The organism is Ramlibacter sp. (assembly GCF_028291745.1).
Classification (GTDB): domain Bacteria; phylum Pseudomonadota; class Gammaproteobacteria; order Burkholderiales; family Burkholderiaceae_C; genus Ramlibacter.
The window spans coordinates 37,574-63,322 of record NZ_JAQGNQ010000101.1 but is presented as its reverse complement, the minus strand read 5'-3'; the positions used below and the strand labels follow the sequence as shown (position 1 = coordinate 63,322).

Sequence of the window (25,749 nt, the reverse complement as noted above, 5' to 3'; positions counted from 1 at the left end):
CGGTCATTTTCCTAAGCCCACGCGGGTCTGAATACCATCCGGAAGGCGGGTCCTCCCCGGCTGCACGACAATCAACGCATGGCGTCTCCCCCCGTTTCCGGCTCTTCCGCGCCTGTCCGGCAGGTGCGCGGCGCCTGCCCGCACGACTGCCCCGACACGTGCGCGCTGCTGACCACCGTGCAGGACGGCGTTGCCCTGCGCGTCCAGGGCAATCCGGCGCATGGGCCCACGGCAGGCGTGCTGTGCAACAAGGTCGCGCACTACGCGGAGCGCACCTACCATCCCGAGCGGCTGCTGCAGCCGATGCGCCGCGTGGGACCCAAGGGCTCGGGCCAATTCACGCCCGTCTCCTGGGACGAAGCGCTGGACGCCATCGCCGCCCGCCTGGGCGCCATCGCCGCGCGCGCCCCGCAGGCGATCCTTCCCTACAGCTACTGCGGCACCATGGGCCTGGTGCAGGGCGAGAGCATGGCGGGGCGCTTCTTCCACCGCCTCGGCGCCTCGCTGCTCGATCGCACCATCTGTTCGTCGGCGGGCGGCGAAGGTCTCGTGCAGACGCTCGGCGGCAAGGTCGGCATGAAGGTGGAGTTCTTCGCCGAGGCCAAGCTGATCATCATCTGGGGCAGCAACTCGATCACCAGCAACCTGCACTTCTGGCGCATTGCGCAGGAAGCCAAGCGCAATGGCGCGCGGCTGGTGTGCATCGATCCGCGCCGCAGCGAGACCGCGGAGAAGTGCCACGACCACGTGCAACTGCTGCCCGGCACCGATGCCGCCCTGGCGCTTGCGCTGATGCACGAACTGATCGCGCACGACTGGCTGGATCACGACTACATCGCGCAGCACACGGTGGGCTGGGAGGGCCTGCGCGAGCGCGCGCTGCGCTGGACGCCCGAGCGCGCGGCGGCGGTCTGCGGCATTCCGGCGCAGCAGATCCGCGAGCTCGCGCGCGCCTACGGCACGACCAGACCGGCGGCCATTCGCCTGAATTACGGCATGCAGCGCGTGCGCGGCGGTGGCAATGCGACCCGTGCCGTGGCCAGCCTGCCGGCGCTGACCGGGGCGTGGCGGCATCGCGCCGGCGGCGTGCTGCTTTCCAGCAGCGGCTTCTATCCGGCCGACCGGGCCGCGCTGCAGCGGCCCGACCTGCTGGCGGGCCAGCGGCCGCGCACCATCAACATGGTGACCATCGGCGATGACCTGCTGCGCCCCGCGTCGCCCGCGTTCGGGCCGGCCATCGAGGCCGTGCTTGTCTACAACAGCAATCCGGTGGCCGTGGCGCCGGAGTCGGGCAAGGTGGTGCGCGGCTTTGCGCGGGAGGACCTGTTCACGGTGGTGATCGAGCAGTTCCGCACCGACTCCGCGGACTATGCGGACTACCTGCTGCCGGCCACCACGCAGCTGGAACACTGGGACATCCACCCGTCCTATGGCCACACCGACGTGCTGTTGAACCGGCCGGCGATCGCGCCGGTGGGACAGGCCCGCAGCAACACCGACGTGTTCCGCGCCCTGGCGGCGCGCATGGGTTTCACCGATCCCTGCTTTGCCGAGAGCGACGAGAGCCTGTGCCGCCTCGCCTTCGGCGATCGCGTCGATTTCGAGCTGCTGCTGCAACAGGGCTTCGCCAGCCTCGCGCTGCCGGACGCGCCGTTCGCGGCCGGCGGCTTTCCCACGCCGTCGGGACGCTGCGAATTCTTCAGCGAGCGGCTGGCGCGCCAGGGGCTCGATGGCCTGCCCGATCACGTGCCCAATCACGAGGTGGCCGGCAGTTCGGCGCGCTATCCGCTGGCGATGATCTCGCCACCGGCGCGCAACTTCCTCAATTCCACCTTCGTGAATGTGCAGAGCCTGCGCGACATCGAGGGGGAGCCGGTGCTGGAGCTGCATGCCGACGATGCCGCGGCGCGCGGCATCCGGGACGCACAGGTGGTGCGCGTCTTCAACGACCGGGGCGAGTACGTGTGCAAGGCAAGCATCTCGCCGCGCGCCCGCCCGGGAGTGGTCAACGGGCTGGGGATCTGGTGGCGCAAGCTGGGGATCGCCGGCACCAACGTCAACGAACTCACCAGCCAGAAACTGACGGACCTGGGCCGCGCGCCCGTGTTCTACGACTGCCTGGTCGAAGTCCGTCCCGCGTGAGAAAGAAGGTCCTGTTCATGGGTGCGGCGGCAGTGGCAGGGGCGGCATGGGCGGCGACGCTGTGCCTCTCGGGATGTGCGAACCTGGGCTATTACTGGCAGTCGGTCGAGGGGCACCTGAGCATCATGCAGGCCGCGCGCCCGGTGCGCGACCTGCTGCAGGAGCCGCAGATCTCCGACCGGCTGCGCCAGCGGCTCGTGCTGTCGCAACGCATCCGCGATTACGCGGTGCGCGAGCTGCACCTGCCCGACAACCCGAGCTACCGGCGCTATGCCGACCTGCATCGCAGCGCGGCGATCTACAACGTGACCGCCGCGCCGGCCTATTCGCTGGAGCTCAAGACCTGGTGCTTCCCGGTGACCGGTTGCGTGGGCTACCGCGGCTACTACAGCGAAGCGAAGGCCCGCGCCGAGGGCGACCAGCTCGCGCAGCAAGGCTACGAGGTCAGCGTCTATCCGGTCACGGCGTATTCCACGCTGGGCTACATGAACTGGGCGGGCGGCGATCCGCTGCTCAACACCTTTCTCGGCTATCCGGAAGGCGAGCTCGCGCGGCTGATCTTCCACGAGCTGGGCCACCAGGTGGTCTATGCCAAGGACGACACCACGTTCAACGAGTCCTTCGCCACCGCGGTGGAACGCCTGGGCGGCACGCGCTGGCTGCAGACGCAGGCCGGCGAGGCCGCACGCCAGGAGTACGCCGCCTACGACGAGCGCCGGCGCCTGTTCCGCGAGCTGTCGCGCGTCACGCGGGAGCGGCTGCAGGCGCTGTACGACACCCCTGGCATGACGCCGCAGGCCAAGGAAGAGGGCAAGCGCAAGGTGATGGAGGAGTTCCGCACCGAGTACGCGCAGATGAAGGCGAAGGCCGGCGGTGAACCGGCGGTCTGGCGGGGCTACGACCGCTGGGTGCGGGAGGCGAACAACGCCTTCTTCGGCGCGCAGGCGGCGTACGACGAACTCGTGCCGGGCTTCGAAGCGCTGTTTCACGCGCAGGGCGATGACTTCCCGCGCTTCTACGCCGCGGTGAAGAAGCTCGCGGAGCTGCCCAAGGAAGAACGACACCGACAACTGAAGGAGGCAGCCGGTGGCTGATATTCGCATCGTGCGCGAGCATGCAATGGGACTCGCGCAGGCGCGCCGGCTGGCCTTGCGCTGGGTCGAAGTGGCGCAGAAGAAGCTGCAGATGGAATGCAACTACGTGCAGGGCGAGACCGGGGACGTGGTGCGCTTCCGGCGCGCGGGAGCCAGCGGCGAGTTGCGGGTGAACGAGGCGCGCTTCGAGCTGGTCACGCGCCTGGGCCTGTTGCTGGGCGTGTTCCGGCATCGCATCGAGGGCGAGATCGTGAAGAACCTCGACCAGCTGCTGGCCAGCGGCGATCCGCTGCAGGCTTTCGAGCAGGGCCTCGCGCGGCACGAGGCAAAGCACGCGGCCCGGCACGGCAGGCCGCACGCCGAGCCCGGGCGGACGCCGGCCAAGCTGCCCGCGGCGGGGCAAGGCCGACTGAGCTTGCCTTTTCAGCCGAGGGACTGGATCAGCGCGACGTACTGGCGCTTGGCCTCGTCGCTTTCCGTGCCCTTGCAGCCGTTCCACGCGTCCCATTTCGCGCGGCCGATCATGTCGCCGAAGCCGGGCTTCTTCTCGGTGACGTCGCCGACCGTGGCCTGTTTGTAGAGACCGTAGATCTTCAGCAGCGTGGTGTTGTCGGGACGCTCGGAAAGTTTCTTGGAATCAGCGACAGCGGCTTCGAAGTCCGCGTTGAGATCGGCCATGGGGGCTCCTGTTGTGAAGCCGGTGATCTTAGTTTCTGCGGCGGCAAGCTCCGAAGGGCAGTCCGCAGCGAATCCGGCTTCAAGCCTCCTGCTTGATTCGCAAGGTCGTGAATTCCGCCTCGTAGTCCCTGGCCAGCGACAGCTTCTGTTCCTCCGTCAGCACCTCGCCGGCCTGCGGGAAGAACTTCTGCTCCTCCTCGGTCAGGTGGTGCTCGATCTTGGCGCACAGCTTGCGGCAGCACTCCTGCCACTCGGCCGCATGCGGGTCGACCTCTTCCAAGTGTTCCACCATCTCGTCCATCTCGTGATGTTCGGCGATGCCGTGGCGCGACAGGTCCATCGCCTCGTCGTGCTGCATCAGCGGCACGTAGAAGCAGCGCTCCTCCGCCGTCTCGTGCGCCGCGAGTTCGGCCTTCAGTTCCTCGAAGACGCGCTGGCACTCATCGGTAGCGGGCTTGGCTTCGAGCAGGCGCGCCGACAGCTCGCGCTGCGTGCGGTGGCTCACCAGGAGCGCCTGGAAGATGTTCATCGGTTGATCCATGCCCGGCATTCTGCGGTCCGGCTGAGCCGCACCCTGTAGTCTGCCGGCGCATGCGCCCGTCAGGCAGCCAGCTCCGTACGGGCCAGCTCGACGTCGAGGCGCTCCATCGCGTCTGCCGGCTGCAGCGCGGCCGCCTGTGCATAGAGCCGCGCCGCCTCGCGCAGCTTCTTCTCGCCTTCCAGCATGACCAGGCCGTTGGCGTATTCGATCAGCGCGATCGGCGACTGCGGGTGGATCTGCAGCGCCACCTCGAACATCCGCAGGCCGGTGTCCTTCTTCGCGCCATAGGTCATGTTGCCGATCAGCGATCCCACCTTGTCGATCACCTCGGAGTGGAAGGCCCCCAGCGCCACGTGCGCGTCGGCGTGGCGCGGCTGCAGGGCGATGGCGCGTTCCAGCGCCTCTTTCACCTTGCCGCCCAGGCCCTGCGCCAGCGCCTTGGCCACGCTGATGCGCTGGCTGTAGCGGCCGAGCGCATAGGCCTGCCAGTACCACGCGTTGGGATTGGCCGGCTCCTTGCGCGCCTGCACCTCGGCGCGCTCGGCCGCCTGCAGCAGCAGCTCGAAGCGGGCCTTTTCCCTTTTCTCCAGGTAGTTGGCGTAGATGCACGCGGCCTTGTTCGCCACCGTGATGCCGGCGCCGCCGGCGCGCAGCCCCACTTCGTGGGCCTGCTGGAATTCGCCGTTGTGGAAGAGCACCCAGGCGCGCAGCACCTCGGGGTCGACGGGCAGGGGTTCCGCGTCGCCAGCATGCAAACGGGTCCAGGCGCGCCGGATGCCCTCGGCGTCGTGCTGGTAGGTTCCCGCGTGCGGGAAAGCCGTCCACTGGACCATCGTGCCTGTTCTCCGCGGATGGAGTTCAGCGAGGGTACCAGCAGATGGGCGCGGTGCGTGGCCGCGGGCCACGCCCAAGCGGATGACATAATTCGGGCCTGCCCGCAGTGCGGGGCACAAGGGAGTGGGATCAATGATCGTCGTCACGGGCGGGGCCGGATTCATCGGCTCCAACTTCGTCCTGGACTGGCTGGCCGCGGGTGGCGAGCCGGTGGTGAACCTGGACAAGCTCACGTACGCGGGCAACCTGGAAAACCTGCGTTCGCTCGACGACGACGCGCGCCACGTGTTCGTGCAGGGCGACATCGGCGACCAGCCCCTGGTCGAGAGCCTGCTGGCCCGCTACCAGCCGCGGGCGGTGCTGAACTTCGCGGCCGAGTCGCACGTCGACCGTTCCATCCACGCGCCCGGCACCTTCATCGAGACCAACGTGCTCGGCACGTTTCGCCTGCTCGAGGCCGTGCGCGGCTATTGGGCGGCGCTGGCCGGCCCGGCACGCGAGCAGTTCCGCTTCCTGCACGTCTCCACCGACGAGGTCTATGGATCGCTCGCGCCGCAGGATCCGGCCTTCAGCGAGCAGCACCGGTACGAGCCGAACAGCCCCTATTCCGCCAGCAAGGCGGCCAGCGATCACCTGGTGCGGGCGTACCACCACACCTACGGCCTGCCGGTCGTGACGACCAATTGCTCCAACAATTACGGGCCGTATCACTTCCCCGAGAAGCTCATCCCGCTGATCATCGTCAACGCGCTCGCCGGCAAGCCCTTGCCCGTGTACGGCGACGGCCAGCAGATCCGCGACTGGCTGTACGTGGGCGACCACTGCAGCGCGATTCGGCGCGTGCTCGCGGCCGGCCGCCTGGGCGAGACCTACAACGTGGGCGGCTGGAACGAGCAGCCCAACATCGACATCGTGCACACCGTGTGCCGGCTGCTCGACGAATTGCGCCCGCGCGGCGACGGCAGCCGCTACGAGACCTTGATCACGTACGTGAAGGACCGTCCCGGCCACGACCGCCGCTACGCGATCGATGCCCGCAAGATCGAGCGCGAGCTGGGATGGAAGCCGGCCGAGACCTTCGCCAGCGGCATCCGCAAGACCGTGCAGTGGTACCTGGCGCACGGCGACTGGGTGCAACGCGTCCAGAGCGGCGCCTACCGCGAGTGGATCACCACGCAATACGCGCAGGCGGCGTGACGTGCGCGTCCTGCTGTTCGGGTGCGAGGGCCAGGTCGGCTGGGAACTGCAGCGCAGTCTGGCGCCGCTGGGCGAGCTGACCGCGCTCGGCTCGGCCGGCAACGAGCGTTTCCGCGGCAATTTCACCGACACCGCCGGCGTGGTGGCGACGGTGCGTGCGCTGCGGCCCGATGCCATCGTGAATGCCGCCGCGTACACGGCAGTGGACCGCGCCGAAAGCGAGCCCGATCTCGCGCTGCAGGTCAACGCGATCGCCCCCGGCGCCATCGCCGCCGCCGCCGCAGATGTCGGGGCATGCATGGTCCATTACTCCACGGACTACGTCTTCGACGGCAGCGGCACGCGGCCCTGGCGCGAGGACGATGCCACCGGCCCCCTGAATGCCTACGGCCGCAGCAAGCTCGAAGGCGAGCGGCGCATTGCCGCGTCGCTGCCGCGTCACCTGATCCTGCGCACCAGCTGGGTGTATGGCGTGCGTGGCGGCAACTTTGCCAAGACCATGTTGCGCCTTGCACGCGAGCGGGACAGCCTGACGGTCATCGACGACCAGGTCGGCGCCCCGACGGGGGCCGACCTGCTGGCCGACATCACCGCCCACGCGCTGCGCGCGCTGCAGCGCGATCCCGCCAAGGCCGGCATCTACCACGCCGCGGCCGCTGGCGAAACCAGCTGGCACGGCTACGCCCGGTTTGTTGTGGGGCAGGCACACCAGATGGGCGAAATACTGCAAGCCGGTGCTGAACAGGTGCTGGCCGTGCCATCCTCGGCGTTTCCGACGGCCGCGCGGCGACCCCATAATTCGCGGCTGGACACGACCCGTCTCGCCGAGGCCCTCGGTCTCCGCATGCCGCCCTGGCAGCAGGGCGTGGCACGAATGCTGCAACAAAGCCTCAACAGAAGTTCATGACCCGTCGCAAAGGCATCATCCTCGCCGGAGGCTCCGGCACGCGGCTGCATCCGGCCACTCTCGCGGTGAGCAAGCAGTTGCTGCCGGTTTACGACAAGCCGATGGTGTACTACCCGCTCAGCACGCTGATGCTCGGCGGCATCCAGGACATCCTGGTGATCAGCACGCCGCAGGACACGCCGCGCTTCGAGCAACTGCTGGGCGACGGCTCGCAGTGGGGCCTGAACCTGCAGTACGCGGTGCAGCCCTCGCCCGACGGGCTGGCGCAGGCCTTCCTGATCGGCGAGCAGTTCATCGCCGGCAATCCGAGCGCCCTGGTGCTGGGCGACAACATCTTCTACGGCCACGACTTCCAGCCGATGCTGCAACAGGCCGATGGCCAGCAGCGCGGGGCTACGGTGTTCGCCTATCACGTGCAGGATCCCGAGCGCTACGGCGTGGTCGCCTTCGAACGCGGCGGCAAGGCCAGCAGCATCGAGGAGAAGCCCGCCGAGCCCAGGAGCAACTACGCCGTGACCGGCCTCTACTTCTACGACTCGCAGGTGGTGGAGATCGCCAAGGCCGTGAAGCCCAGTGCGCGCGGCGAGCTGGAGATCACCAGCGTCAACCAGGTCTATCTCGCGCATCGCGAGCTCGACGTGCAGGTCCTGAAACGAGGGTATGCGTGGCTGGACACCGGCACGCACGAGAGCATGCTCGAAGCCGGCCAGTTCATCGCGACGCTCGAGAGGCGGCAGGGCCTGAAGATCGCCTGCCCCGAGGAGATCGCGTGGCGCAACGGCTTTATCAACGATGAGCAGTTCGAGCGTCTCGCCCAGCCCCTGGCGAAGAATGGCTACGGCCAGTACATGCTGCGCCTGCTCGGGGAGAAGCAGCCCCTCTGAAGGGCGCGGCTCTGCCCGTGCCCTCCCGTCCGCCCTGCCTTGTCCGATGAAAGCCACGCCGCTCGCCATTCCCGCCGTCCTGCTGCTCGAGCCCCAGGTGTTCGGGGATGCGCGCGGCTTCTTTTTCGAGAGCTTCAACCAGGCCCGCTTCGAGGCCGCCACCGGCCGCAGCGTGCAGTTCGTGCAGGACAACCATTCCTGCTCGGCCCGGCACGTGCTGCGCGGGCTGCACTACCAGATCCGGCAGCCGCAGGGCAAGCTGGTGCGAGTCACCCGCGGCGAAATCTTCGACGTGGCGGTCGACCTGCGGCGGACCTCGCCCACCTTCGGCCGCTGGATCGGCGAAGTGCTGTCGGCGGACAACAAGCGCCAGCTCTGGGTGCCCGAAGGCTTTGCCCACGGCTTCGTGGTGCGCTCCGAGACCGCCGAGGTGCTCTACAAGACCACCGACTACTGGGCGCCCGAGCACGAACGCACCATCGCCTGGGACGATCGCGATCTCGCCGTCGACTGGGGGCTGGCCGGGGCCGAGCCGACCCTGTCGCCCAAGGACCGAGACGGCAAGCCGCTGGCGCAGGCGGAGCTCTTTCCATGAGCGCGCCGCTTCCCTTTCCGGGCGGGCAGGCCCTGGATCCGCACGCCGCGCCCCCGACCTCGCCCGCCTTCCTGGCGCGCAGCCTCCTGCGCCAGCGGGAACTGATCGTCCAGATGGTGCGGCGGGAAGTCGTGGGCCGCTACAAGGGTTCGGCGATGGGGCTGGTGTGGTCCTTCTTCAATCCGGTGCTGATGCTCGCCGTGTACACCTTCGTGTTTTCCGAGGTGTTCAAGGCGCGCTGGAACACTGCCGGGGCAGAGGACGGGAAGGCGGTGTTCGCCATCGTGCTGTTCGTGGGCATGATCGTGCTCGGCCTGTTCACCGAGGTGCTGAATCGCGCGCCCACGCTGGTCCTGCACAACGCCAACTATGTGAAGAAGGTGGTGTTCCCGCTGGAGGTGCTGCCGGTGGTCGCCGTGGGCGCGGCCCTGTTCCACGCGCTGGTGAGCCTGGTCGTGCTGCTGCTCGCGCAGGCTCTGGTGCCTGGCGGCACGCTGCACTGGACGGCGCTGCTGTTGCCGCTGGTGCTGCTGCCGCTGGTGGTGCTGGCCACCGGGCTGGCCTGGCTGCTGGCGTCGCTGGGCGTGTTCCTGCGCGACGTGGGCCAGACCATCTCGATCGTGACCATGGTGCTCATGTTCCTGTCGCCGGTGTTCTATCCGGTGACGGCCGTGCCTCCCCGCTTCCGGGTCGTGATCGAGGCCAATCCGCTCACCTTCATCATCGAGCAATCGCGCGCGGTACTGGTGTGGGGCCATGCGCCCGACTGGGCGGGGCTGGCGCGCTACATGGCAGGCGCGCTGCTGGTCGCGTGGCTGGGGTTTGCCTGGTTCCAGAAGACGAGGAAGGGCTTTGCAGACGTCCTTTGAGCCAGCGACGCCGGCCACTGGCGCCGGCCGGTCGCAACCGCAATCCGCGGGCCGCCAAGGCGCGGCCGGCGCGCGCCTGGACGCGCCGGCCGCGCCCGGCTTTGCCCTGCGCGTACAGCACCTGAGCAAGTGCCATTCGATCTACCAGCAGCCGCGCGACCGGCTCAAGCAGTTCCTGCTGCCGCCGCTGCGCAACCTGCTGGGCCAGCCATGCAGGCACTACTTCCGCGAGTTCTGGGCGCTGCGCGACGTTTCGTTCGAGGTGGCGCGCGGCGAGTCGGTGGCCATCATCGGCCGCAACGGTTCGGGCAAGTCGACGCTGCTGCAGATGATCAGCGGCACCCTCAGCCCCACCGACGGCACGGTGCAGACGCAGGGCCGCATCGCGGCGCTGCTGGAACTGGGCTCCGGGTTCAACCTGGAATTCACCGGCCGCGAGAACGTCTTCCTCAATGGCGTGATCCTGGGCATGACCGTGCGGGAGATCGAGCAGCGCCTGGACGACATCCTGGCCTTCGCCGACATCGGTGCCTTCATCGACCAGCCGGTGAAGACCTATTCCAGCGGGATGTACGTGCGTCTCGCCTTCGCGATCCAGGTGCACGTGAATCCCGAGATCCTGATCGTCGACGAGGCGTTGAGCGTGGGCGATTTCTTCTTCCAGCAAAAGTGCTTCGCTCGCATCCGCCGCATGCGCGAGGACGGGCTCACGCTGCTGTACGTCTCGCACGACATGGGCACCGTGCGGGACCTCTGTCCGCGCTCCGTCTACCTGCGCCAGGGGCAGGCCGTGTTCATCGGCGACACGCAGGAAGCCGTGCGCCGCTACCTCTCGGAGACGGACGCCGGCCGCAGCGAGGGCGAGCCGGTGGCGCGCGACGCCGGGGCGCGGCGTGGTGGCCGCGGCAGCGAGCCGATCGAGGCCGCGCTGGCATCGGCGGTCTGGCGCAGCCCCGAACCCGACACCTCGCGGCTGCTGGCGGTGGTGCTGCGGGACGGCAATGGCCAGCCCTGCACCAGCGTGCGCATGGGACAGAAGCTGGCGGTGCAGGTCTTCTTCCGCACCCCGGCTACCGAGGCGGGCCATGTCTCGCTGATCCTGCGCAACAAGTTCGACCAGATCGTCACCTGCACCGGGTCCTATTTCCTGGGCCTGGAGGCGCTGCGCGCCGCCCCGGGCCAATGGGCGATGTTCGAGATGAGCCTGGACTGCACCATCGAGGCCGGCCTGTATTCCATGGACGTGAGCTTCGGCCTGCCCGCCGGCCCCAACCAGGGGCGCGTGCTGGAGAGTACCGGTTGGTTCGGGCCGATGCAGGTACGCTGGGATTACGAGAACGAGCCCGCGCCCTTCCTCGGTCAGGCGGGCCTGCCGGTCGCCGCGCGCTTCGAGCCCGAGGTGTCCTGATGGCCCAGCACCTGATCACGCCACCCTCGCTCATGACCGCGCTGTATCGGTACCTCGCCGACCGGCTGACGCCACGCGCGCACGTGCCGCACCGGTGGGAGCTGAAGAACCGGTTCCTGCGCAAGCTCGGGGCGACGGTGGGCCGCGGGGTCGCCGTCGACGAAGGCTTCGAGTGGCTGCTGGCTGCGGGCCGCCTGGTCCTGGAGGACTACGCGGTGATCGGCAAGAACGTGCACGTCTACAATTTTTCCGACGTCACGATCGGCCGGTTCGCGATGTTCGCCGCCGACATCGTGATCTCCAACGGCGGCCACGACAAGGACAGCTTCGTTCCCTTCTCCGGGCCGCTCACGATTGGCCGGGGCGTGTGGATCGGCGTCGGTGCGACGATCTCGGGCGCCAACCTGGTGGTCGGCGACAACGCGATCGTCGGCGCCGGTGCGCTGGTGATTGACGACGTCCCGCCCGGTGCGATCGTGGCGGGCGTCCCCGCCAAGGTCATCGGCTACCGCAACTTGCCCGACAAAGTCTGGCACCTGGGCAATACCTGGTTCTGCCCTCATACGTTTGAACCGCTGGACTCCTGATGCGATCTTTCGAACTGCCTTCCCTGCCGGCGAACTGCACGCTCGGGCTGAACTACAGCGGCATGCACGACAGCGCCATCGCCATCGTGGCGCCCGGCGGCCGCCCGGTCTTCGCTGCTTCCCTTGAGCGCTTGAGCCGGGTCAAGCAGGACGGCCGCCCGCCTTGGGCCCTGCTGGACGGGCTGCCCTGGGACCGCATTGGCAAGGTTGCGGTGTCGACCGAAGCCGCGTTTGCCTGGCCGCAGCCGGAAGAAAGCCGGCTGCTCAAGGCGCGCCTGCCCCAGGCGCGTACCGACGGCCTGCGGCATCCGCCCGCCTTCTACGACTTCCTCGAGCGCCTGCCCTGCGCGAAGGAGTTCGTGCCCCACCAGGTCGCGCACGCGGCTTCGGTGTTCTGGGGCAGCGGCTTCGACGAGGCGCTGTGCCTGACCTATGACGGCGGCATGTGCAACAGCCCGTGGTTCGGTGGCCTGTTCCAGGCCACTCGCGCGGAAGGCCTGCGCGTGCTGGACCAGTTCAGCGCGCTGCACTACGCCAAGATCACGTCGCTCTATACCTTTGTCACGGCGCTGCTCGGCTTCACGCCGAACAAGCACGAAGGCAAGATCACCGGCCTGGCCGCCTACGGCCGTCCCACGGAGGCTTGCCGCCAACTGCTGCGGCACTGGTTCGAGGACGACTTCTTCGGCATTGAAGCGGTGATGGAATGGGTGTTCGCGTACGACGACCAGCAGGTGCCGATGCTGGTGACCAGCGAGGGCCGGATCGAGAGCTACCGCGCCGAGGCCGCTGGTTTCAGCCGCGAGGAGCTGGCCGCCACCGTGCAGGCCGTGGCCGAGGACCACATCGTGGGCCTGCTGGGGCAGGCGCGCGACCTGGGCTGGCGCAGTCCCAACCTGTGCCTGGCGGGCGGCTTGTTCGCCAACGTCAGGATCAACCAGCGGGCGGTGGAGAGCGGTTTCGAGAGGCTGTTCGTGGCGCCGCCGATGACGGACGACGGCACGGCGCTAGGCGCCGCCTGGCATGTGCAGTCGCGCGAGCCGGGCTTCGCGCCCGCAGCCACCCACACCATGTTCCTGGGGCCGGCCTATGGCGCCGGGCAGGTGCGCGAGGCGCTGCGCAGCGAAGGCGTGCGCTTCCGCCAGGTGGAGCAGCCGGCGCGTGAGATCGCGGCGCTGCTCGAGGCCGGCGCGGTGGTGGCGGTGTTCCAGGGCGCCTCGGAGTTCGGTCCGCGCGCCCTCGGCAACCGCTCGATCCTGGCGCAGGCCACCCAGGCCGACATCAACCAGCAGCTCAATGCGCGCCTGAACCGCACCGAGTTCATGCCGTTCGCGCCGATGACACGCGCCGAGGATGTGGCGCGCTGCTATGTCGATTCGGAGCGCGTGGCGCACGCGATGGAATTCATGACTGTCACCGTCGACTGCACCGAGGCCATGCGCGCCGCGTGTCCGGCGGTCGTGCACGTGGACGGCACCGCGCGGCCGCAGATCGTCACCGCCGAACACCATCCGCTGATCCACGCCGTGCTGACGGAATACGTGCAGCGCACCGGCGTGCCGGCGATCGTCAACACCTCGTTCAACATCCACGAGGAGCCGATCGTGTGCTCGCCACAGGATGCGCTGCGCGGCTTCTTCGAGTCCGGCCTGGACTACCTCTACCTGGACGACGGCATCCTGGTGGCCTTCGAAGACAATCAGACGCTGGCCCTGCGTTACCTGCAGGAGCGCGTGCGCCAGCCGGCGCCCAAGGCGAAAACCGGCGCGCTGCTGCTTGGCCTGCAGTCGCGCCGTATGGCCGCACTGCAGGCGGAGCTGGAAGTGAAGGAAACCGAGATCCACGAGAAGGAGAGCGTCATCCACGAGAAGGAGGCTGTCATCCATGAAAAGCAAGCAGCGCTCGAGAGGCTGACCGACGACCTGCAGGTGCTCACCGGTAGCCTCCTCGACAAGGAGGACGCGCTGCTCGGACTCAGTGGCGACCTGCAGGGTTTGACCGCCAGCCTGCACGAAAAGGAAGATGCGCTGTTGCGCCTGCACGCCGAGATGCAGGTGCTGACGGGCAGCCTGCAGGAGAAGGAGTTTCACCTGCAGGAGAAGGAAGGGGACCTGCAGGAAAAGCACCGGGCCCTCATGGACCTGACTGGCAGCCTGCAGGAAAAGGAGGCCGTGATCCGGCAGCTGCAGCACGCCTTGGCCGCGGAGCGTTCCGGGAGCATCTGACATGCAAGATCTCAAGCATCCGTTGCGATATTTCCGCAGCGCCGGCCAGGGCGCGCGCGCGCGACTGCGCGCCATCTTCGCGTTCCGGCTGGGACGCCTGGTGCAGTTCCAGCCCCAGGTGATGAAGTTGCCGGCGCACTACTACCGCCCGGTTCGGCTGGGCAAGGCGTCGAAGATCTCGCTGGTGACGCCCTCGTTCGGGCAGGCCTCCTACATCGAGCGGACGCTGAGCAGCGTGCTCGACCAGAACTACCCCAACCTCGAATACATCGTGCAGGACGGGGGCTCGCAGGATGGCACCGTGCCTGTCCTGGAACGCTACGCGGACCGCCTCGCCTCCTGGGAATCGCGGCCGGACCGCGGCCAGTCGCACGCCATCAATCTCGCTTTCGCCAAGACCTCGGGCGAGATCATGGGCTGGCTCAATTCCGACGACCTCCTGCTGCCCGGCACGCTGGCCTACGTGGCGCGCTACTTCAGCCGGCATCCCGAAGTCGACGTGGTCTACGGGCACCGGATCCTGATCGACGAGCAGGACCGGCAGATCGGCCGCTGGATGATGCCGCCGCACGACGACGAGGTGCTGTCCTGGGCCGACTACATCCCGCAGGAAACCATGTTCTGGCGCCGGAGCATCTGGGAGAAGGCAGGCGGGCAGGTCGACGAGTCCTTCCGCTTCGCGATGGACTGGGACCTGATCCTGCGCTTTCGCCAGGCGGGCGCGCGCTTCGCGCGCTTGCCGCGCTTCCTTGGCGCGTTTCGCATCCACACCGCGCAGAAGACCTCCGCCGAAATCGGCAGCACCGGCATCCAGGAGATGACACGCTTGCGCGAACGCATGCTCGGGCGCGTTCCGGGCGACGCGGAGGTGTGGTCCGCGGTACGCCCCTACCTGCGGCGGCACGTGTTTACCGACCTGGTCTGGAGGATCCGCAGGACCTTGCGGGTGCCCACCTAAGCGAGGAGGCGCGAACCCCCATGGCGAAGCGCGAAGGGCGAACCAGCCCAACTGCTACGATCGGCGCCCGGCGCTTCCAACCCAACATCACAAAAGAGATGCCCCGCTCATGAAAGCCACGTCCATCTGGCTGCCGCTGTTCGCAGCGTCGATCTCTGCCTGCGGACAGATCCTGCTCAAGTACGCCATGACGCAGGTCGGGCCGCTGAACTTCTCTCCTGAAGTGTTGCTCCGGGCCTTTCGCCAGCCGTTCCTGCCCGTCGCACTGCTGATCTACGGACTGGCCCTGCTCATGTGGCTGGAGGTTCTCTCCAAGACGCCCTTGAGCGTCGCGTACCCGGTGCTTGCCGTCACCTATGTGCTCGTTCCCCTCATCTCGCAATTCGTGTTCGACGAGAAACTGCAGAGCAGTCACTATCTCGGCATGTTCCTGATCCTCGCTGGCGTGGCCTTGATCGGCCGCTGACGTCTTCTCAAAAAGGCTTCTCCATGAACAGTCCAGAGCTCCGCCTCAAGGTCTTGATCTTCATCGTGGCATACGACGCCGAGAGCACGATCCGGGGCGTCCTTGACCGCATCCCGAAGACGCTATCGGCCTCGTACGACGCCGAGGTGCTGGTGATCGACGACTGCAGCAAGGACAGCACGGCCGAGGTGGCGCAGCAGCACGTCGATGCCGGATACCCTTACCCGGTGACCGTCCTGCGCAATCCGGTCAACCAGGGCTATGGCGGCAACCAGAAGATCGGCTACCGTTACGCCATCAATCATCGCTTTGACGTCGTGGTGCTTCTGCACGGTGACGGTCAGTACGCGCCTGAGAAGATCCCCGATCTGGTGCTTCCGTTCACGTTGAAGCCGGGCCTGGGTGCTGTGTTCGGCTCCCGCATGTTGACCAAGGCAAACGCACTGCGCGGCGGGATGCCTTTGTACAAATTCGTAGGCAACCAGGTGCTCACGTGGTTCCAAAACCGGCTGCTCGGTTCCAGGCTTTCCGAGTTCCACACCGGCTACCGGGCGTACTCCACCGCCGTGCTCGCCGGTGTTCCATTCGAATACAACACCAACGATTTCCACTTCGACACCGAGATCATCGTCCAGTTGCTCTTCTCGCGGGCCCCGATCGAGGAAATCGCGATCCCGACCTTTTATGGCGACGAGGTGTGCCACGTCAACGGGCTGAAGTACGCGGGTGATGTGGTCCGCGCCTCGGTGAAGGCCCGGCTGATCTCCCTCGGGATCTTCTACGACCCGAAGTTTGACGTGGCGCCGCCCTGGATCCGCAAGTACGTCAGCAAGCTGAGTTTCTCCAGCACCCATTCGCTGGCATTTGGCCTGGTCGCTCCGGGCAGCCGCGTGCTCGATCTCGGGTGCGCCGACGGCTACCTGTCCGAGGCGCTGCATGCACAGAAGCAATGCACCGTGGTCGGCACTGACCTCGAGCCAGAACGCGCTATCTCCGGCTGCGAGTACCAGCGCTGCAACCTGAATAGCGAACTGCCGGCGGTGGACTGGAAGTCGCTGGACGAAGTCGTGATGCTGGACGTGATCGAGCACCTGGCCGAACCGGAAGAGTTTCTCCGGCGCCTGCGCGCAGCGCTCAATGGCAACGCCCGCGCGCGGGTCATCATGAGTTCGGGCAATGTCTGCTTCTTCGTCACCCGCCTCATGATGTTGATGGGGCAGTTCAACTACGGCAAGCGCGGCATCCTGGACATCACCCATACCCGCCTGTTCACGGTGGCTTCCCTGGAACGCATCCTGCGTTATGCGGGCTACCAGATCGAAGCCAAGCGGGTCGTTCCCGCTCCCTATCCCTTGGCGGTCGGACTCAATCGCCTTTCTCGTACTCTTCTTACGGTCAATTCATGGCTTGCACGAATCCTGCCGGGGCTGTTCGCCTACCAGACGTTGATCGTGGCACGGCCGCGGCCGACGCCGGAATATCTGCTGCAACACGCAATCCGGCCGGCGGCGGGCCGCACGGCGCCGCAACGCGAGAGCGACGCCATGCATTCGGCTCCATGAAGGCAAGGGATTTTCTCCAGACCGTGGCGCCCCTTTCGGGGCGTCACCTTGTTTGGTACTGGGCTGCGGTCATCCTCGTCATGTCCAAGGTGCTTTGGGGCATCTGGTGGCGGGACACCACCTATGGAGATACGTCGGCGTACTTCCTGGACGCCTCCAGCTGGGTGAGGTCCGGGCAGGTGAACATCCTCTGGTCGCCGCTTTACACTGCTTATTTCGGCTGGATGGAAAGCCTGTTCCAGGATGCCCGTGCGGCCGTGCTGGTGCATCGCGTTGCCCTGGTTGTCGCTACCACGCTGCTCGCAGCCTGGGCTGGCAAACGCTACCTCGGCCCGCTGCTCGGCTTCCTGGTGGCCCTCTGGTGGGTGGCGCTTCCCATCCACTACGACACGCTCTACGAAGTACACCTGTTCGGGGCGGTCGTCGCGTTCTGTGCCGTGGGGATCTGCAGTTCGGAGTCGGACTGGCGTCTGCCACTGCTGGTCGCGCTCTATGCCCTCGCCACGGTTCTCCTGCGCAACGAGAACATCATCTGCTTCGGCATGCTGGGCCTGTACTTCCTGTTTCGCGTGTACCAGCGTGTGCGTGTCGGTGACCGGGCCGGAGTGCGCCGGTATGCCTGGCGCGGGGGCGTGGTCGCGGTCTTCACGCTGCTCGTAGTGGCCTACTTCTACCAGATCTCCACCCTCCAGGGATGGCGGCAGATCAACGAGGCTTCGGCGCCCAAGCACCGGCTCAACATGTGCCAAGTCTACGCGTTCGGCTACCAGCAACGCTACTCCGACTGGACGCAGAGCCCCTGGACGGAATGCCAGACGCTGATGAAAAGGGATTTCGGCGACGAAAGCCCCTCGATCACCGAGATGTTGCTGGCCAACCCCGGCGCGACGCTGGAACACTTCGCATGGAATCTCTCGCTGCTGCCAGCCGGCCTGCAGGTCCTGGCATTCAACGCGACCTCGTTCAGCGGCAATCCGGACTACGCGCCGGTCATGAAGAACGACGTCTACCCCACGGTCCTGGCGATGGCGGTCGTCGCTCTCGCCGTCGCGGCAGCGGTCTTTGCCTGGCGCCGGCGCCGCGCGACGCCGACCCCCTTGAGCGCACGCGACGTGGATTTTCTCGTCCTGCTGGTGGCAAACATCGCGGTGGCGCTGGCCGTTGTCCTGACACAGCGGCCCCGCCCATCCTACCTGCTTGGCTTTGGCTTCATCCTGCTCGTGGCACTCTGCCGCCTGTTGCGGACTGCGTGGCCGCGGGCGACGGTGGCCCTTGACAAGCTGTTCGTGGTGGCGGCCATCGCCGCCGTCCTCGCGGTTCCCAGCTATGCGTCATTGAACCTTCCCAGCATGACGGGCCGGCTGAACGAGCTTTACACGCTGCTCAAGGACCACAAGTACCTGCTGTGTCGCAACGGACATGAACTTGCGATCGGCGAGTACACCTCCGAACTGCGCAACTACATCTGCGGTTCGGCCAGCGTGACGGCGCTGCCCCTGGAATCCATTCCTGCAATGAACACCATGAACTCCGGGTCCATCGTCGCGGAGTTGCAGCGGCGCCATGTACACGCGGTCATCTTGGATAACGTTTTTCTGCGCGGCAAGACCAGGGTCAAGGACTGCCACGAACTGGATGCGGCATTTGCCGCGGACGGCTGGTTTCGCATGGCCTTCTCCGGCGACGGCAAGGGCTTCTGTGACGCGGCTTACCTGAACATGCGACCATCGCCGTATTGAGGACGGCAGGACCCGCGTTCGCGCACCAGAGATGCTCGGTGAAATGCGGCAGCCCGGCCGGGGCTCGCCGCGCATGGTGGAGGGAGTAGAAGTTTGATGATCGTCGCGTGTGTTCGAGTGCTGGCGTCGCACACAGGGGGGGGGCTGCGCCGTGGTGACTTGCCGATGCCGAGTGCGCGGGTGGGTGCGCCATGATCGTCGGCAACGGTCTCCTGGCGAATGCGTTTCGTCGGTTTTACGAGGAAGCGGAGGACGTGGTCGTCTACGCCTCCGGCGTGTCGAACTCGCGCGAGATGCGAGGTGAGGAATTCCTGCGCGAGCGCCGGCTGCTGGAGCAATTCGTCGACCGCCCCGCGCTGCTGCTTTACTTCAGCACCTGCAGCATCAACGACGAGGAGCTCGCCGGCACTCCCTACGTCACGCACAAGAAGGCGATGGAGGAACTTGTGCGCGGGTCGCCCCGGTTCGCCATCTTCCGCCTGCCGCAGGTGGTGGGCCGCACCCGCAATCCCAACACGCTGACCAATTATCTGTACGGCAAGGTCTCCACGGGGGAGCCGTTCGAGGCGTGGACGCAGGCGCGCCGCAACCTGATCGACGTCGACGACGTTGCCTGCATCGTGCGCAAGCTGCTGCAGGACGGCGGCGGGGAGGGCAGGATCACCGAGATCGCTTCGCCCTTCTACACCTCGATCCCCGAACTGGTGCGCGTGTTCGAGGCCGTGCTCGGTCGCGGGGCGTGCTACACCAGGCGAGAGGCCGGAGGCAGCTATCCGATCGACACCAGCATCGCCGTCGCGGTCGCCGCGGCGTGCGGCGTCCGATTCGACAGCACCTACGTTCGCCGGGTCATTGAGAAGTACTATGGTTCCGACGCGTCCTGAGCTGTCCATCGTCGTGCCGGTCTACGGCAGCGAGGCCGTACTGCCCGAGCTCGTTGCGCAGATCGAGAAGGAGCTCTCCGCCGCGCCGGACGTCGCCCCCAGCCACGAGATCATCTTCGTGTGTGACCGCTCGCCCGACGACAGCTGGCGCGTGATCCAGTCCCTGAGCGCGCGCTATCCCACGGTGAACGGTATCCTGCTGCGCATGAACGCCGGCCAGCACAATGCGCTGATGGCGGGCTTCGGCCGCGCGCGCGGCCGCGTGATCGTCACGATGGACGACGACCTGCAGCATTCGCCCCGCGACATCCCGGCGCTGGTGCGGCAGCTCGACGCCGGCCACGACATCGCCTATGCGCGCTTCAAGAACCGGCAACACAAGGCGTGGAAGGTGATGGGCAGCCGCCTGAACAACGCGGTTGCCGACTACCTGCTGCAGAAGCCGCACGATCTTTACCTGTCGCCGTTCCGGGCGATGAAGTCGGAGATCCGCGACGAGATCCTCAAGTACCGCGGCCCTTACGTGTACATCGATGGCCTGATCCTGCAGGCGACCCGCAACATCGCGACGGTGGACGTCGACCACCACGGGCGCTTCGCCGGCACCAGCCGGTACGGCATGCGCAAGTCGGTGTCGCTGTGGCTGAAGATGGCCACCAACTTCTCGATCGTGCCGCTGCGGCTCACGTCCCTGCTCGGGATGATCTTCTCCGGCCTGGGCTTCCTGCTGGCGCTGTTCTTCGTGCTCCAGCGCTTCACCATCAACATCATGCCGGTGGGCTGGTCTTCGCTGATCGTCACGCTGCTGATCCTGGGCGGCGCGCAACTGCTCGCGCTGGGAATGATCGGCGAATACCTCGGACGCGTGCTCCTGACCATCAACGGCCGGCCGCAGTACGTGATCGACCAGACGGTGGGCCTCGCGCACACCACCAGCACGGAAGGAACCCGGTGAGCCAGCTTCTCCTGTATTGCATCTGCGGCGGCCTCGGCGTCGGCACGGACTACGCCACCTACTACCTGCTGGTCACGGCGGGCGTCGGCTACCAGGTCGCCAACGTGGCGGGCTACCTGGCCGGCACGCTCCTGAGTTTCTTTCTCAACCGGCGCATCACGTTCGGCGTCAAGAGCAAGGTGCTGCGGCGGATGGCGATCTTCTTCGGCGTGGCGGCGGTCGGCTTCACGGCCTCGGCGGCCATGCTGTGGGTGCTGGTCGACCACCTGCGCATGGACGCGCGCATCGCCAAGCTGCTCACGCTGCCCTTCGTGGTGCTGATCCAGTTCTCCCTCAATCGCCGCATCACGTTCAACGAGACACCGCAGCAATCGCCCGCGTGAGACCACGCGGGCGCCCCCCAGCAGACCAGACAGACAATGACCGAAAAGAAATACGACGCGGTGATCGTCGGCGGCGGCTTCGCCGGACTCACCACCGCTTACGCGCTGGCCAGGCAGGGCCGCAGCGTGCGGGTGATCGAGGCGGACGATTCCGTCGGCGGGCTGGCAGGCACCTTCGAATTTTCCGACGGCGTGCGCATCGAGAAGTTCTACCACCACTGGTTCAACAACGACGTGTTCGTGCCGGAGCTGGTGAAGGAGCTGGGGATGGAGGGCAACATCGTCACCCTTCCGAGCCGCACCGGGATGTACTTCAACGGCCGCATGTGGAAGCTCTCCACGCCGCTGGACCTGCTGCGTTTCACCGCCTTGTCGCTGGTCGACCGCTTCCGCCTCGGCCTGCTCGTGCTGCAGGTGCGCCGTATCAAGGACTGGAAGACGATCGAGCACCTGAGCATCCGCGAATGGCTGGAGCCGCTGTGCGGCAAGGGCGTGTACCGCGTGGTGTGGCAGCCGCTGATCGAGTCCAAGTTCTCGGTGTTCGCCGAAGCCGTGAACGCGGTATGGATGTGGAAGAAGCTGGTGCTGCGCGGCAGCACCCGCAACGCCAAGGGCGGCGAGGAGCTGGCCTATTTCAAGGGCGGCTTCGGCCGGCTCGCCGAAGCCATGGTGGCCGAGATCCGGCGCCTGGGTGGCGAGGTGAGCCTGGGGCAGGCCGTGACCGGAGTGCGCAGCGAGGGCGGCCGGATCGTCGCGCTTGGCACGAACGGCGGCGAGGTGCAGGGGCGTGAGTTCGTCTTCACGCCCGCCTTTCCGATCATCGCCGACATCTTCGAAGGCAGCGCGCCCGCGCCATGGCTGCAGAAGCTGCGGCGCGTGAAGTACCTGGGCAACATGTGCCTGGTGCTGCGCCTGGACCGCAGCCTCTCGGACACCTACTGGCTCAATGTCAACGATGCCGGCTTCCCGTTTGTGGGAGTGATCGAGCACACCAACTTCGACCTGCCCGAGAACTACAAGGGCTCGCACATCGCCTTTCTCTCGCGCTATCTCGCGGTGCAAGATCCGGTCTGGCAATACAGCGACGAGCAGTACCTGGAGTTCGCGCTGTCGCACCTCAAGCGCATGTTCCCCAAGCTCGATCGCTCGTGGGTGCAGGACTTCCGCGTGTGGCGTTCCGAGTACGCGCAGCCGGTGACCGAGCGCGACTACTCCAGTTACGTGCCCGGGGTGGAGACACCATTCGCCAATGGCCACGTCACCACCATGGCGCAGATCTATCCCGAGGACCGCGGCACCAACTACGCGATCCGCGAGGGCAGGGCAATGGCAGCCCTGGTGGCCGAGCGGCTGGCGCAGCCGCTCAGGGACCGCAGCGGCGCCGCCCTGCCGGCACCGGTGACAACCTGAGGCGATGATGGACGCGTCACAACAAGCGACCAACTGGGTGGCAACGGAACCGACCAATACCGCCGGGACCTGGATCACGAAACCGGTCCTGGTGCTGCTGGCCCTGATCGCATTGCTGGCCCTCTATGCAACCTACCTGAACCAGGTTTACTACTCACGGCAGGGGCCCTTCTACGACTCGATGTCGTACACCACGCAGCTCGCCAAGGTGATGGGCACCGTGCGCGCGCAGGACATGAAGGCCGCGCTGCGGGTGGCGATTGGCGGCCAAACCGTCTTCTTTCCCTGGCTCGAAGGGGCGCTGCTCGCGCTGTTCGTCAACCCCGTGCGCGAGCAATCGGTGCTGATCCAGTTGCCGCTGGTGCTGGCGCAGGCCCTCGGTTCGTACTATTTCTTCCGCCGCATCGCGCGCTATCCGCAGGCGGTGTGCGTGTGCTTCGCGATGGTGACGGTGTCCTTCCTCGCGGTGTTCCGGGTGAACGGAGGACTGTCCGACCTGCGCCTGGACCTTTCGCAGGCGCTGGCCTTCGGTGCCGCTGTCGCCTTCCTGTCGGTGGCGCGCGTCACGCAGCGGCTGCGCGACTGGCTCATCTTCGGCGTAATCCTCGGCGTGGCCTTCCTGTTCCGCGCCACCACCCCGGTGTACGCAGTGCTGCTGTGCGGCGTAGCCGCCGTCATCGACTTCATCCTGTACCGCAGCGAGTTCAAGCCGCGGCTGGCGCGCTACTTCGTCGGCGGCGGCGTGGCGCTCGCCATTTCGGGATGGTTCTACGTCGTCAATTTTGCCTACCTGCGTTACTACTACCTCGTGTGGAACTACGACGCCAACGCGAGATTGCCGCTGAGCCAGAGCGTCTACCACCTGCGCTTCCTGGTGAGCCAGCACCTGGGCAAGCCGATCTGCCTGCTGATGGTGTTCGTGTTCCTCACGCAGTTGTACTCCCGCCATGCGTCCCGCCAGTCGTTCCGCAGCGGGCTGAACTGGCTGCCGATGCTGGCCGGCCTGCTGCCGCTCTGCTTCCTGGTGCTGTTCGGCGCGGCGCTGAATCCCTATGTGTCGATGGTGGCGGTTCCCGGCGCCTTGCTGTTCGGGCTGGCTCCGTACGCGGCGAGCACCGAGACCGTGTGGAGCCGCCGGCGGACCGTGAGCTACGTCGTGGCCGGCGCGGTGGCGGTGCTCGTGGCGGTGCCCGTGGCCATCGACACACACTCGCGCGCAGCGTCGCCGTACACGCCGACCATGGACGGCCTGACGCAGCTCACCAACGCGATCCACCACGACCTGCAGATGCGCAACAGGGATCTCGTCAAGTTCGACGTCGCGTATGCCGGTGGCCTGGACTCGGTCGCGGTCGTCAACTCGCTGGTGTTCGAGCAGGGCTACGTCTATGACATCACCACCCGTTCCACCCGCGACGGGCTGGCCATCATGGCGAGCGAGATGCGCGGCCCGGGTCTGCTGGCGAACCCGATCCAGTGGAACGCGCTTCCCGGCGCGACGGGCCAGGACAAGATCCACACGCTGGCCGCCGGCACGCTCAAGGATGCCGATTACCTGATCGTCCCGGAGAACAGCACCCACTTGCAGCCTGGCCTGCCCAGCACGCCCTATGCCTTCGCGTACCGCGACTTGCTGACGTCGAGCCCCGGCGTCACCCGCGTGGTCGGGCCCATCCGCATCTCGCCCATGGAGTCGGTATCGGTGTACTGGAACGAGCACGCCCATTGACCACCAGCCCCATGTCCGTGCCGCAGGCAGCGCTGCCGGTCTCCGCCCGCACGACCGTGCTCGCCATGGGCCTGGCCGTGGTAGCGCTGGCCGCTTTCGCCATCTATCTCAACGGGCTCTACTACCGCTCCTACGGCCCCTTCTACGACTCGCTGTCGTACATGAACTTCATGGCCGAATTGATGGTGCGCGCTCGCAGCGAAGGCGTGCTCTCCGCCGTGCGCCTGGGCAGCGTCAATTCGACCGTGTTCCTGCCCTGGGTGGAATCGGCCTTGCTGGGGCCGCTGCTCCAGCCTGCCCGCGCCGACGCGGTGCTGTTGCAACTGCCGCTGGTCGGGGCGCAGGTCGCCGCCGCCTATCTGTTCTTCCGCCGCGTTGCCTGCTACGAACGCCCGATGGCGGCGGCGTTCGCGATGCTCACCGTCACGTACGCGGCGGTGTTCTTTTTCAACGGCGGACTGTCCGACCTTCGGATGGACCTCGCGCAGGCGCTTGCACTCGGCACGGCCGGCGCCGTGCTGGCGGTGGCGCGGGCGACCGGAGCGCGCCGGCATTGGTTTCTGCTGGGCGTTGCACTCGCCGCCGCGCTGCTGTTTCGCGCGACCAGCGCCGTCTACGTCGTCCTGCTGCTGGTCATTGCCGGCGTCACCGACCTGGTCGTCGCCCGAGTCGATCGCCGTCGCCGCCTGCTCGACTACCTGGCAGCCGGCGTCACGGCCGCCGTCCTGGCGGGCTGGTTCTACGTGCTGAATTTCCAGCTGCTATACGAGTACTACACGGCGCGCAATTACGACGCGCTCGCGCGGCTGCCGCTGCCGCAAAGCATCGGGCACCTGCGCCTGGTGTTTGCGACCCACATGGGCCTGCCGGTGGCCGTGCTGGCAGGCGCGGTGTTCCTCGGGGCCGTCTGCCAGCGCGTGGCGAGTCGGCAGCCCCTCGCGCGCGGGCTGAACTGGGCCATGCTGCTGACGGGCCTGCTGCCGGTGGGCTTCCTCATCGCCTTGGGCACCAGTCTCGGCAATCCCTACGTCTCGATGACGTCGGTGCCTGGCCTGCTGATGTTCGCGCTGGCACCGTATGCCGGGCGGCCGGGCTCTGCGGCCAATGTGCACCTCGTGGGCGCTGCGGTGCTGGCCACCTGCGCCGTGGTGGTCATCACCGCCTGGGGCGGCGTGCGGACCCACACGACCAACGCCGACCCGTGGCGACCGCTGGCGCCCGCCTTGCAGAACATCACCGGCGCGATCGACGCCGACCTGGCGGCGCGCGGCAAACGCGAGGCGTCCTTCGAGGTGACGTACGTGGGCACGCTCGATTCCACGGTGGTCTTCAATTCGCTGATCTTCGATCGGGGCTTCGTGCCGCTGAACGGCTCGAACGCCATCAAGGGCCGGGTGCACCTGAAGACGGCCGACCTCGGTGTCAGCTTCGCCAACCCCTACGACTGGAAGGCGCTGCCGGGTGCGAGCGACCAAGACAAGGTGGCGGGCCTGGTCTCCGACGCGGTGCGCAATGTCGATTACCTGATCTTCCCGGAAGACGGCAACACGCTGATCGAGCACCACCCGATCAATCCGTACGCAATCGCCTACCGCGACCAGATTCTGGCGCGCGGCGGCTTCACTCGCATCGCCGGTCCGGTTCGCGTGTCCGGGATGGAGCGCGTGTCGGTGTACCGCAACGACAACCGGAAGTGATGCGC

The 25,749-nt window shown here is 67.0% G+C and carries 23 protein-coding genes and 1 pseudogene; 21 read left to right on the top strand and 3 right to left on the bottom strand.

The annotated features are described in order from the left end of the window. Positions 1-78: 78 nt before the first annotated feature. From JWP60_RS18930 to JWP60_RS18920, 3 genes and pseudogenes are all read left to right on the top strand, one after another. Complete coding sequence (locus tag JWP60_RS18930) at positions 79-2,142, top strand: molybdopterin oxidoreductase family protein (protein ID WP_299794860.1); 2,064 nt, start codon at positions 79-81, stop codon at positions 2,140-2,142. Between the two features lie 17 nt (positions 2,143-2,159). After that, on the top strand, positions 2,160-3,236 hold the full coding sequence (locus tag JWP60_RS18925; protein ID WP_299794911.1) for an aminopeptidase: 1,077 nt from the start codon (positions 2,160-2,162) through the stop codon (positions 3,234-3,236). After that, positions 3,229-3,498 (top strand): annotated as a pseudogene (locus JWP60_RS18920) (polyhydroxyalkanoic acid system family protein); the annotation flags it as partial. The gene JWP60_RS18925 and the pseudogene JWP60_RS18920, both read left to right, overlap by 8 nt. A gap of 161 nt (positions 3,499-3,659) precedes the next feature. Here JWP60_RS18920 and JWP60_RS18915 read toward each other — a convergent pair. The 3 genes from JWP60_RS18915 to JWP60_RS18905 all read right to left on the bottom strand — a co-directional run bounded on the left by JWP60_RS18915 (position 3,660) and on the right by JWP60_RS18905 (position 5,288). Further along, positions 3,660-3,914, bottom strand: coding sequence for an acyl-CoA-binding protein (locus JWP60_RS18915; protein WP_299794858.1), 255 nt, complete (start codon positions 3,912-3,914; stop codon positions 3,660-3,662). A gap of 79 nt (positions 3,915-3,993) precedes the next feature. After that, a complete protein-coding gene (locus JWP60_RS18910) occupies positions 3,994-4,455 on the bottom strand; it encodes a hemerythrin domain-containing protein (protein ID WP_299794856.1) in 462 nt (153 codons plus the stop codon). A 59-nt stretch (positions 4,456-4,514) separates the two neighbouring features. Beyond that, a complete protein-coding gene (locus JWP60_RS18905; protein ID WP_299794854.1) occupies positions 4,515-5,288 on the bottom strand; it encodes a hypothetical protein in 774 nt (257 codons plus the stop codon). Between the two features lie 133 nt (positions 5,289-5,421). Between JWP60_RS18905 and rfbB the strand changes: the two genes are divergently transcribed. The 18 genes from rfbB (at position 5,422) to JWP60_RS18815 (ending at position 25,744) form a co-directional block, all read left to right on the top strand. Further along, positions 5,422-6,486 (top strand): dTDP-glucose 4,6-dehydratase, encoded by a 1,065-nt coding sequence (rfbB, locus tag JWP60_RS18900; protein WP_299794852.1) that lies wholly within the window; start codon positions 5,422-5,424, stop codon positions 6,484-6,486. Position 6,487: 1 nt separating this feature from the next. Next, complete coding sequence (rfbD, locus tag JWP60_RS18895) at positions 6,488-7,393, top strand: dTDP-4-dehydrorhamnose reductase (protein WP_299794850.1); 906 nt, start codon at positions 6,488-6,490, stop codon at positions 7,391-7,393. Beyond that, on the top strand, positions 7,390-8,277 hold the full coding sequence (rfbA, locus tag JWP60_RS18890) for a glucose-1-phosphate thymidylyltransferase RfbA (RefSeq protein WP_299794848.1): 888 nt from the start codon (positions 7,390-7,392) through the stop codon (positions 8,275-8,277). The genes rfbD and rfbA overlap by 4 nt, the downstream gene beginning before the upstream one ends. A 46-nt stretch (positions 8,278-8,323) precedes the next feature. Further along, a complete protein-coding gene (gene rfbC / locus JWP60_RS18885) occupies positions 8,324-8,872 on the top strand; it encodes a dTDP-4-dehydrorhamnose 3,5-epimerase (RefSeq protein ID WP_299794846.1) in 549 nt (182 codons plus the stop codon). Next, on the top strand, positions 8,869-9,741 hold the full coding sequence (locus JWP60_RS18880; RefSeq protein WP_299794844.1) for an ABC transporter permease: 873 nt from the start codon (positions 8,869-8,871) through the stop codon (positions 9,739-9,741). The genes rfbC and JWP60_RS18880 overlap by 4 nt, the downstream gene beginning before the upstream one ends. A 76-nt stretch (positions 9,742-9,817) precedes the next feature. Beyond that, positions 9,818-11,149 carry an ABC transporter ATP-binding protein gene (locus tag JWP60_RS18875; protein ID WP_299794909.1) on the top strand — a complete coding sequence of 444 codons (1,332 nt, stop codon included), beginning with the start codon at positions 9,818-9,820 and terminating at the stop codon, positions 11,147-11,149. Next, positions 11,149-11,736, top strand: a complete 588-nt coding sequence (locus JWP60_RS18870) for an acyltransferase (protein ID WP_299794842.1) — start codon at positions 11,149-11,151, stop codon at positions 11,734-11,736. Before JWP60_RS18875 ends, JWP60_RS18870 begins: the two co-directional genes overlap by 1 nt. Then, complete coding sequence (locus tag JWP60_RS18865; RefSeq protein WP_299794840.1) at positions 11,736-13,961, top strand: carbamoyltransferase C-terminal domain-containing protein; 2,226 nt, start codon at positions 11,736-11,738, stop codon at positions 13,959-13,961. Before JWP60_RS18870 ends, JWP60_RS18865 begins: the two co-directional genes overlap by 1 nt. Position 13,962: 1 nt before the next feature. Further along, positions 13,963-14,919: a glycosyltransferase family 2 protein gene (locus JWP60_RS18860; protein ID WP_299794839.1), complete on the top strand. Its 957-nt coding sequence runs from the start codon at positions 13,963-13,965 to the stop codon at positions 14,917-14,919. 109 nt (positions 14,920-15,028) lie between these two features. Further along, positions 15,029-15,385, top strand: a complete 357-nt coding sequence (locus JWP60_RS18855) for an EamA family transporter (RefSeq protein ID WP_299794837.1) — start codon at positions 15,029-15,031, stop codon at positions 15,383-15,385. Positions 15,386-15,408: 23 nt separating this feature from the next. Continuing rightward, on the top strand, positions 15,409-16,947 hold the full coding sequence (locus JWP60_RS18850) for a bifunctional glycosyltransferase/class I SAM-dependent methyltransferase (protein WP_299794835.1): 1,539 nt from the start codon (positions 15,409-15,411) through the stop codon (positions 16,945-16,947). An 80-nt stretch (positions 16,948-17,027) separates the two neighbouring features. Continuing rightward, the gene (locus JWP60_RS18845; RefSeq protein ID WP_299794833.1) at positions 17,028-18,686 is read left to right on the top strand and encodes a hypothetical protein; all 1,659 of its coding nucleotides are present in this window, start codon (positions 17,028-17,030) and stop codon (positions 18,684-18,686) included. Positions 18,687-18,877: 191 nt separating this feature from the next. Further along, positions 18,878-19,570, top strand: a complete 693-nt coding sequence (locus JWP60_RS18840) for an NAD-dependent epimerase/dehydratase family protein (RefSeq protein WP_299794831.1) — start codon at positions 18,878-18,880, stop codon at positions 19,568-19,570. Then, on the top strand, positions 19,551-20,525 hold the full coding sequence (locus JWP60_RS18835; protein ID WP_299794829.1) for a glycosyltransferase family 2 protein: 975 nt from the start codon (positions 19,551-19,553) through the stop codon (positions 20,523-20,525). The genes JWP60_RS18840 and JWP60_RS18835 overlap by 20 nt, the downstream gene beginning before the upstream one ends. After that, the gene (locus JWP60_RS18830) at positions 20,522-20,908 is read left to right on the top strand and encodes a GtrA family protein (RefSeq protein WP_299794827.1); all 387 of its coding nucleotides are present in this window, start codon (positions 20,522-20,524) and stop codon (positions 20,906-20,908) included. The genes JWP60_RS18835 and JWP60_RS18830 overlap by 4 nt, the downstream gene beginning before the upstream one ends. A 36-nt stretch (positions 20,909-20,944) precedes the next feature. Beyond that, positions 20,945-22,318: an NAD(P)/FAD-dependent oxidoreductase gene (locus JWP60_RS18825; protein ID WP_299794825.1), complete on the top strand. Its 1,374-nt coding sequence runs from the start codon at positions 20,945-20,947 to the stop codon at positions 22,316-22,318. 4 nt (positions 22,319-22,322) lie between these two features. Then, on the top strand, positions 22,323-24,047 hold the full coding sequence (locus JWP60_RS18820; protein ID WP_299794823.1) for a hypothetical protein: 1,725 nt from the start codon (positions 22,323-22,325) through the stop codon (positions 24,045-24,047). Next, the gene (locus tag JWP60_RS18815) at positions 24,044-25,744 is read left to right on the top strand and encodes a hypothetical protein (protein ID WP_299794821.1); all 1,701 of its coding nucleotides are present in this window, start codon (positions 24,044-24,046) and stop codon (positions 25,742-25,744) included. The genes JWP60_RS18820 and JWP60_RS18815 overlap by 4 nt, the downstream gene beginning before the upstream one ends. Positions 25,745-25,749 lie beyond the last annotated feature (5 nt).

Excerpts from the sequence above, each read along its gene's own strand:
- JWP60_RS18930 (WP_299794860.1), top strand. The coding sequence starts at position 79 with ATGGCGTCTCCCCCCGTTTCCGGCTCTTCCGCGCCTGTCCGGCAGGTG.
- JWP60_RS18925 (WP_299794911.1), top strand. The coding sequence starts at position 2,160 with ATGGGTGCGGCGGCAGTGGCAGGGGCGGCATGGGCGGCGACGCTGTGC.
- JWP60_RS18915 (WP_299794858.1), bottom strand. The coding sequence starts at position 3,914 with ATGGCCGATCTCAACGCGGACTTCGAAGCCGCTGTCGCTGATTCCAAG.
- JWP60_RS18910 (WP_299794856.1), bottom strand. The coding sequence starts at position 4,455 with ATGGATCAACCGATGAACATCTTCCAGGCGCTCCTGGTGAGCCACCGC.
- JWP60_RS18905 (WP_299794854.1), bottom strand. The coding sequence starts at position 5,288 with ATGGTCCAGTGGACGGCTTTCCCGCACGCGGGAACCTACCAGCACGAC.
- rfbB (WP_299794852.1), top strand. The coding sequence starts at position 5,422 with ATGATCGTCGTCACGGGCGGGGCCGGATTCATCGGCTCCAACTTCGTC.
- rfbA (WP_299794848.1), top strand. The coding sequence starts at position 7,390 with ATGACCCGTCGCAAAGGCATCATCCTCGCCGGAGGCTCCGGCACGCGG.
- rfbC (WP_299794846.1), top strand. The coding sequence starts at position 8,324 with ATGAAAGCCACGCCGCTCGCCATTCCCGCCGTCCTGCTGCTCGAGCCC.
- JWP60_RS18880 (WP_299794844.1), top strand. The coding sequence starts at position 8,869 with ATGAGCGCGCCGCTTCCCTTTCCGGGCGGGCAGGCCCTGGATCCGCAC.
- JWP60_RS18870 (WP_299794842.1), top strand. The coding sequence starts at position 11,149 with ATGGCCCAGCACCTGATCACGCCACCCTCGCTCATGACCGCGCTGTAT.
- JWP60_RS18865 (WP_299794840.1), top strand. The coding sequence starts at position 11,736 with ATGCGATCTTTCGAACTGCCTTCCCTGCCGGCGAACTGCACGCTCGGG.
- JWP60_RS18860 (WP_299794839.1), top strand. The coding sequence starts at position 13,963 with ATGCAAGATCTCAAGCATCCGTTGCGATATTTCCGCAGCGCCGGCCAG.
- JWP60_RS18855 (WP_299794837.1), top strand. The coding sequence starts at position 15,029 with ATGAAAGCCACGTCCATCTGGCTGCCGCTGTTCGCAGCGTCGATCTCT.
- JWP60_RS18850 (WP_299794835.1), top strand. The coding sequence starts at position 15,409 with ATGAACAGTCCAGAGCTCCGCCTCAAGGTCTTGATCTTCATCGTGGCA.
- JWP60_RS18845 (WP_299794833.1), top strand. The coding sequence starts at position 17,028 with ATGTCCAAGGTGCTTTGGGGCATCTGGTGGCGGGACACCACCTATGGA.
- JWP60_RS18840 (WP_299794831.1), top strand. The coding sequence starts at position 18,878 with ATGATCGTCGGCAACGGTCTCCTGGCGAATGCGTTTCGTCGGTTTTAC.
- JWP60_RS18835 (WP_299794829.1), top strand. The coding sequence starts at position 19,551 with ATGGTTCCGACGCGTCCTGAGCTGTCCATCGTCGTGCCGGTCTACGGC.
- JWP60_RS18825 (WP_299794825.1), top strand. The coding sequence starts at position 20,945 with ATGACCGAAAAGAAATACGACGCGGTGATCGTCGGCGGCGGCTTCGCC.
- JWP60_RS18820 (WP_299794823.1), top strand. The coding sequence starts at position 22,323 with ATGATGGACGCGTCACAACAAGCGACCAACTGGGTGGCAACGGAACCG.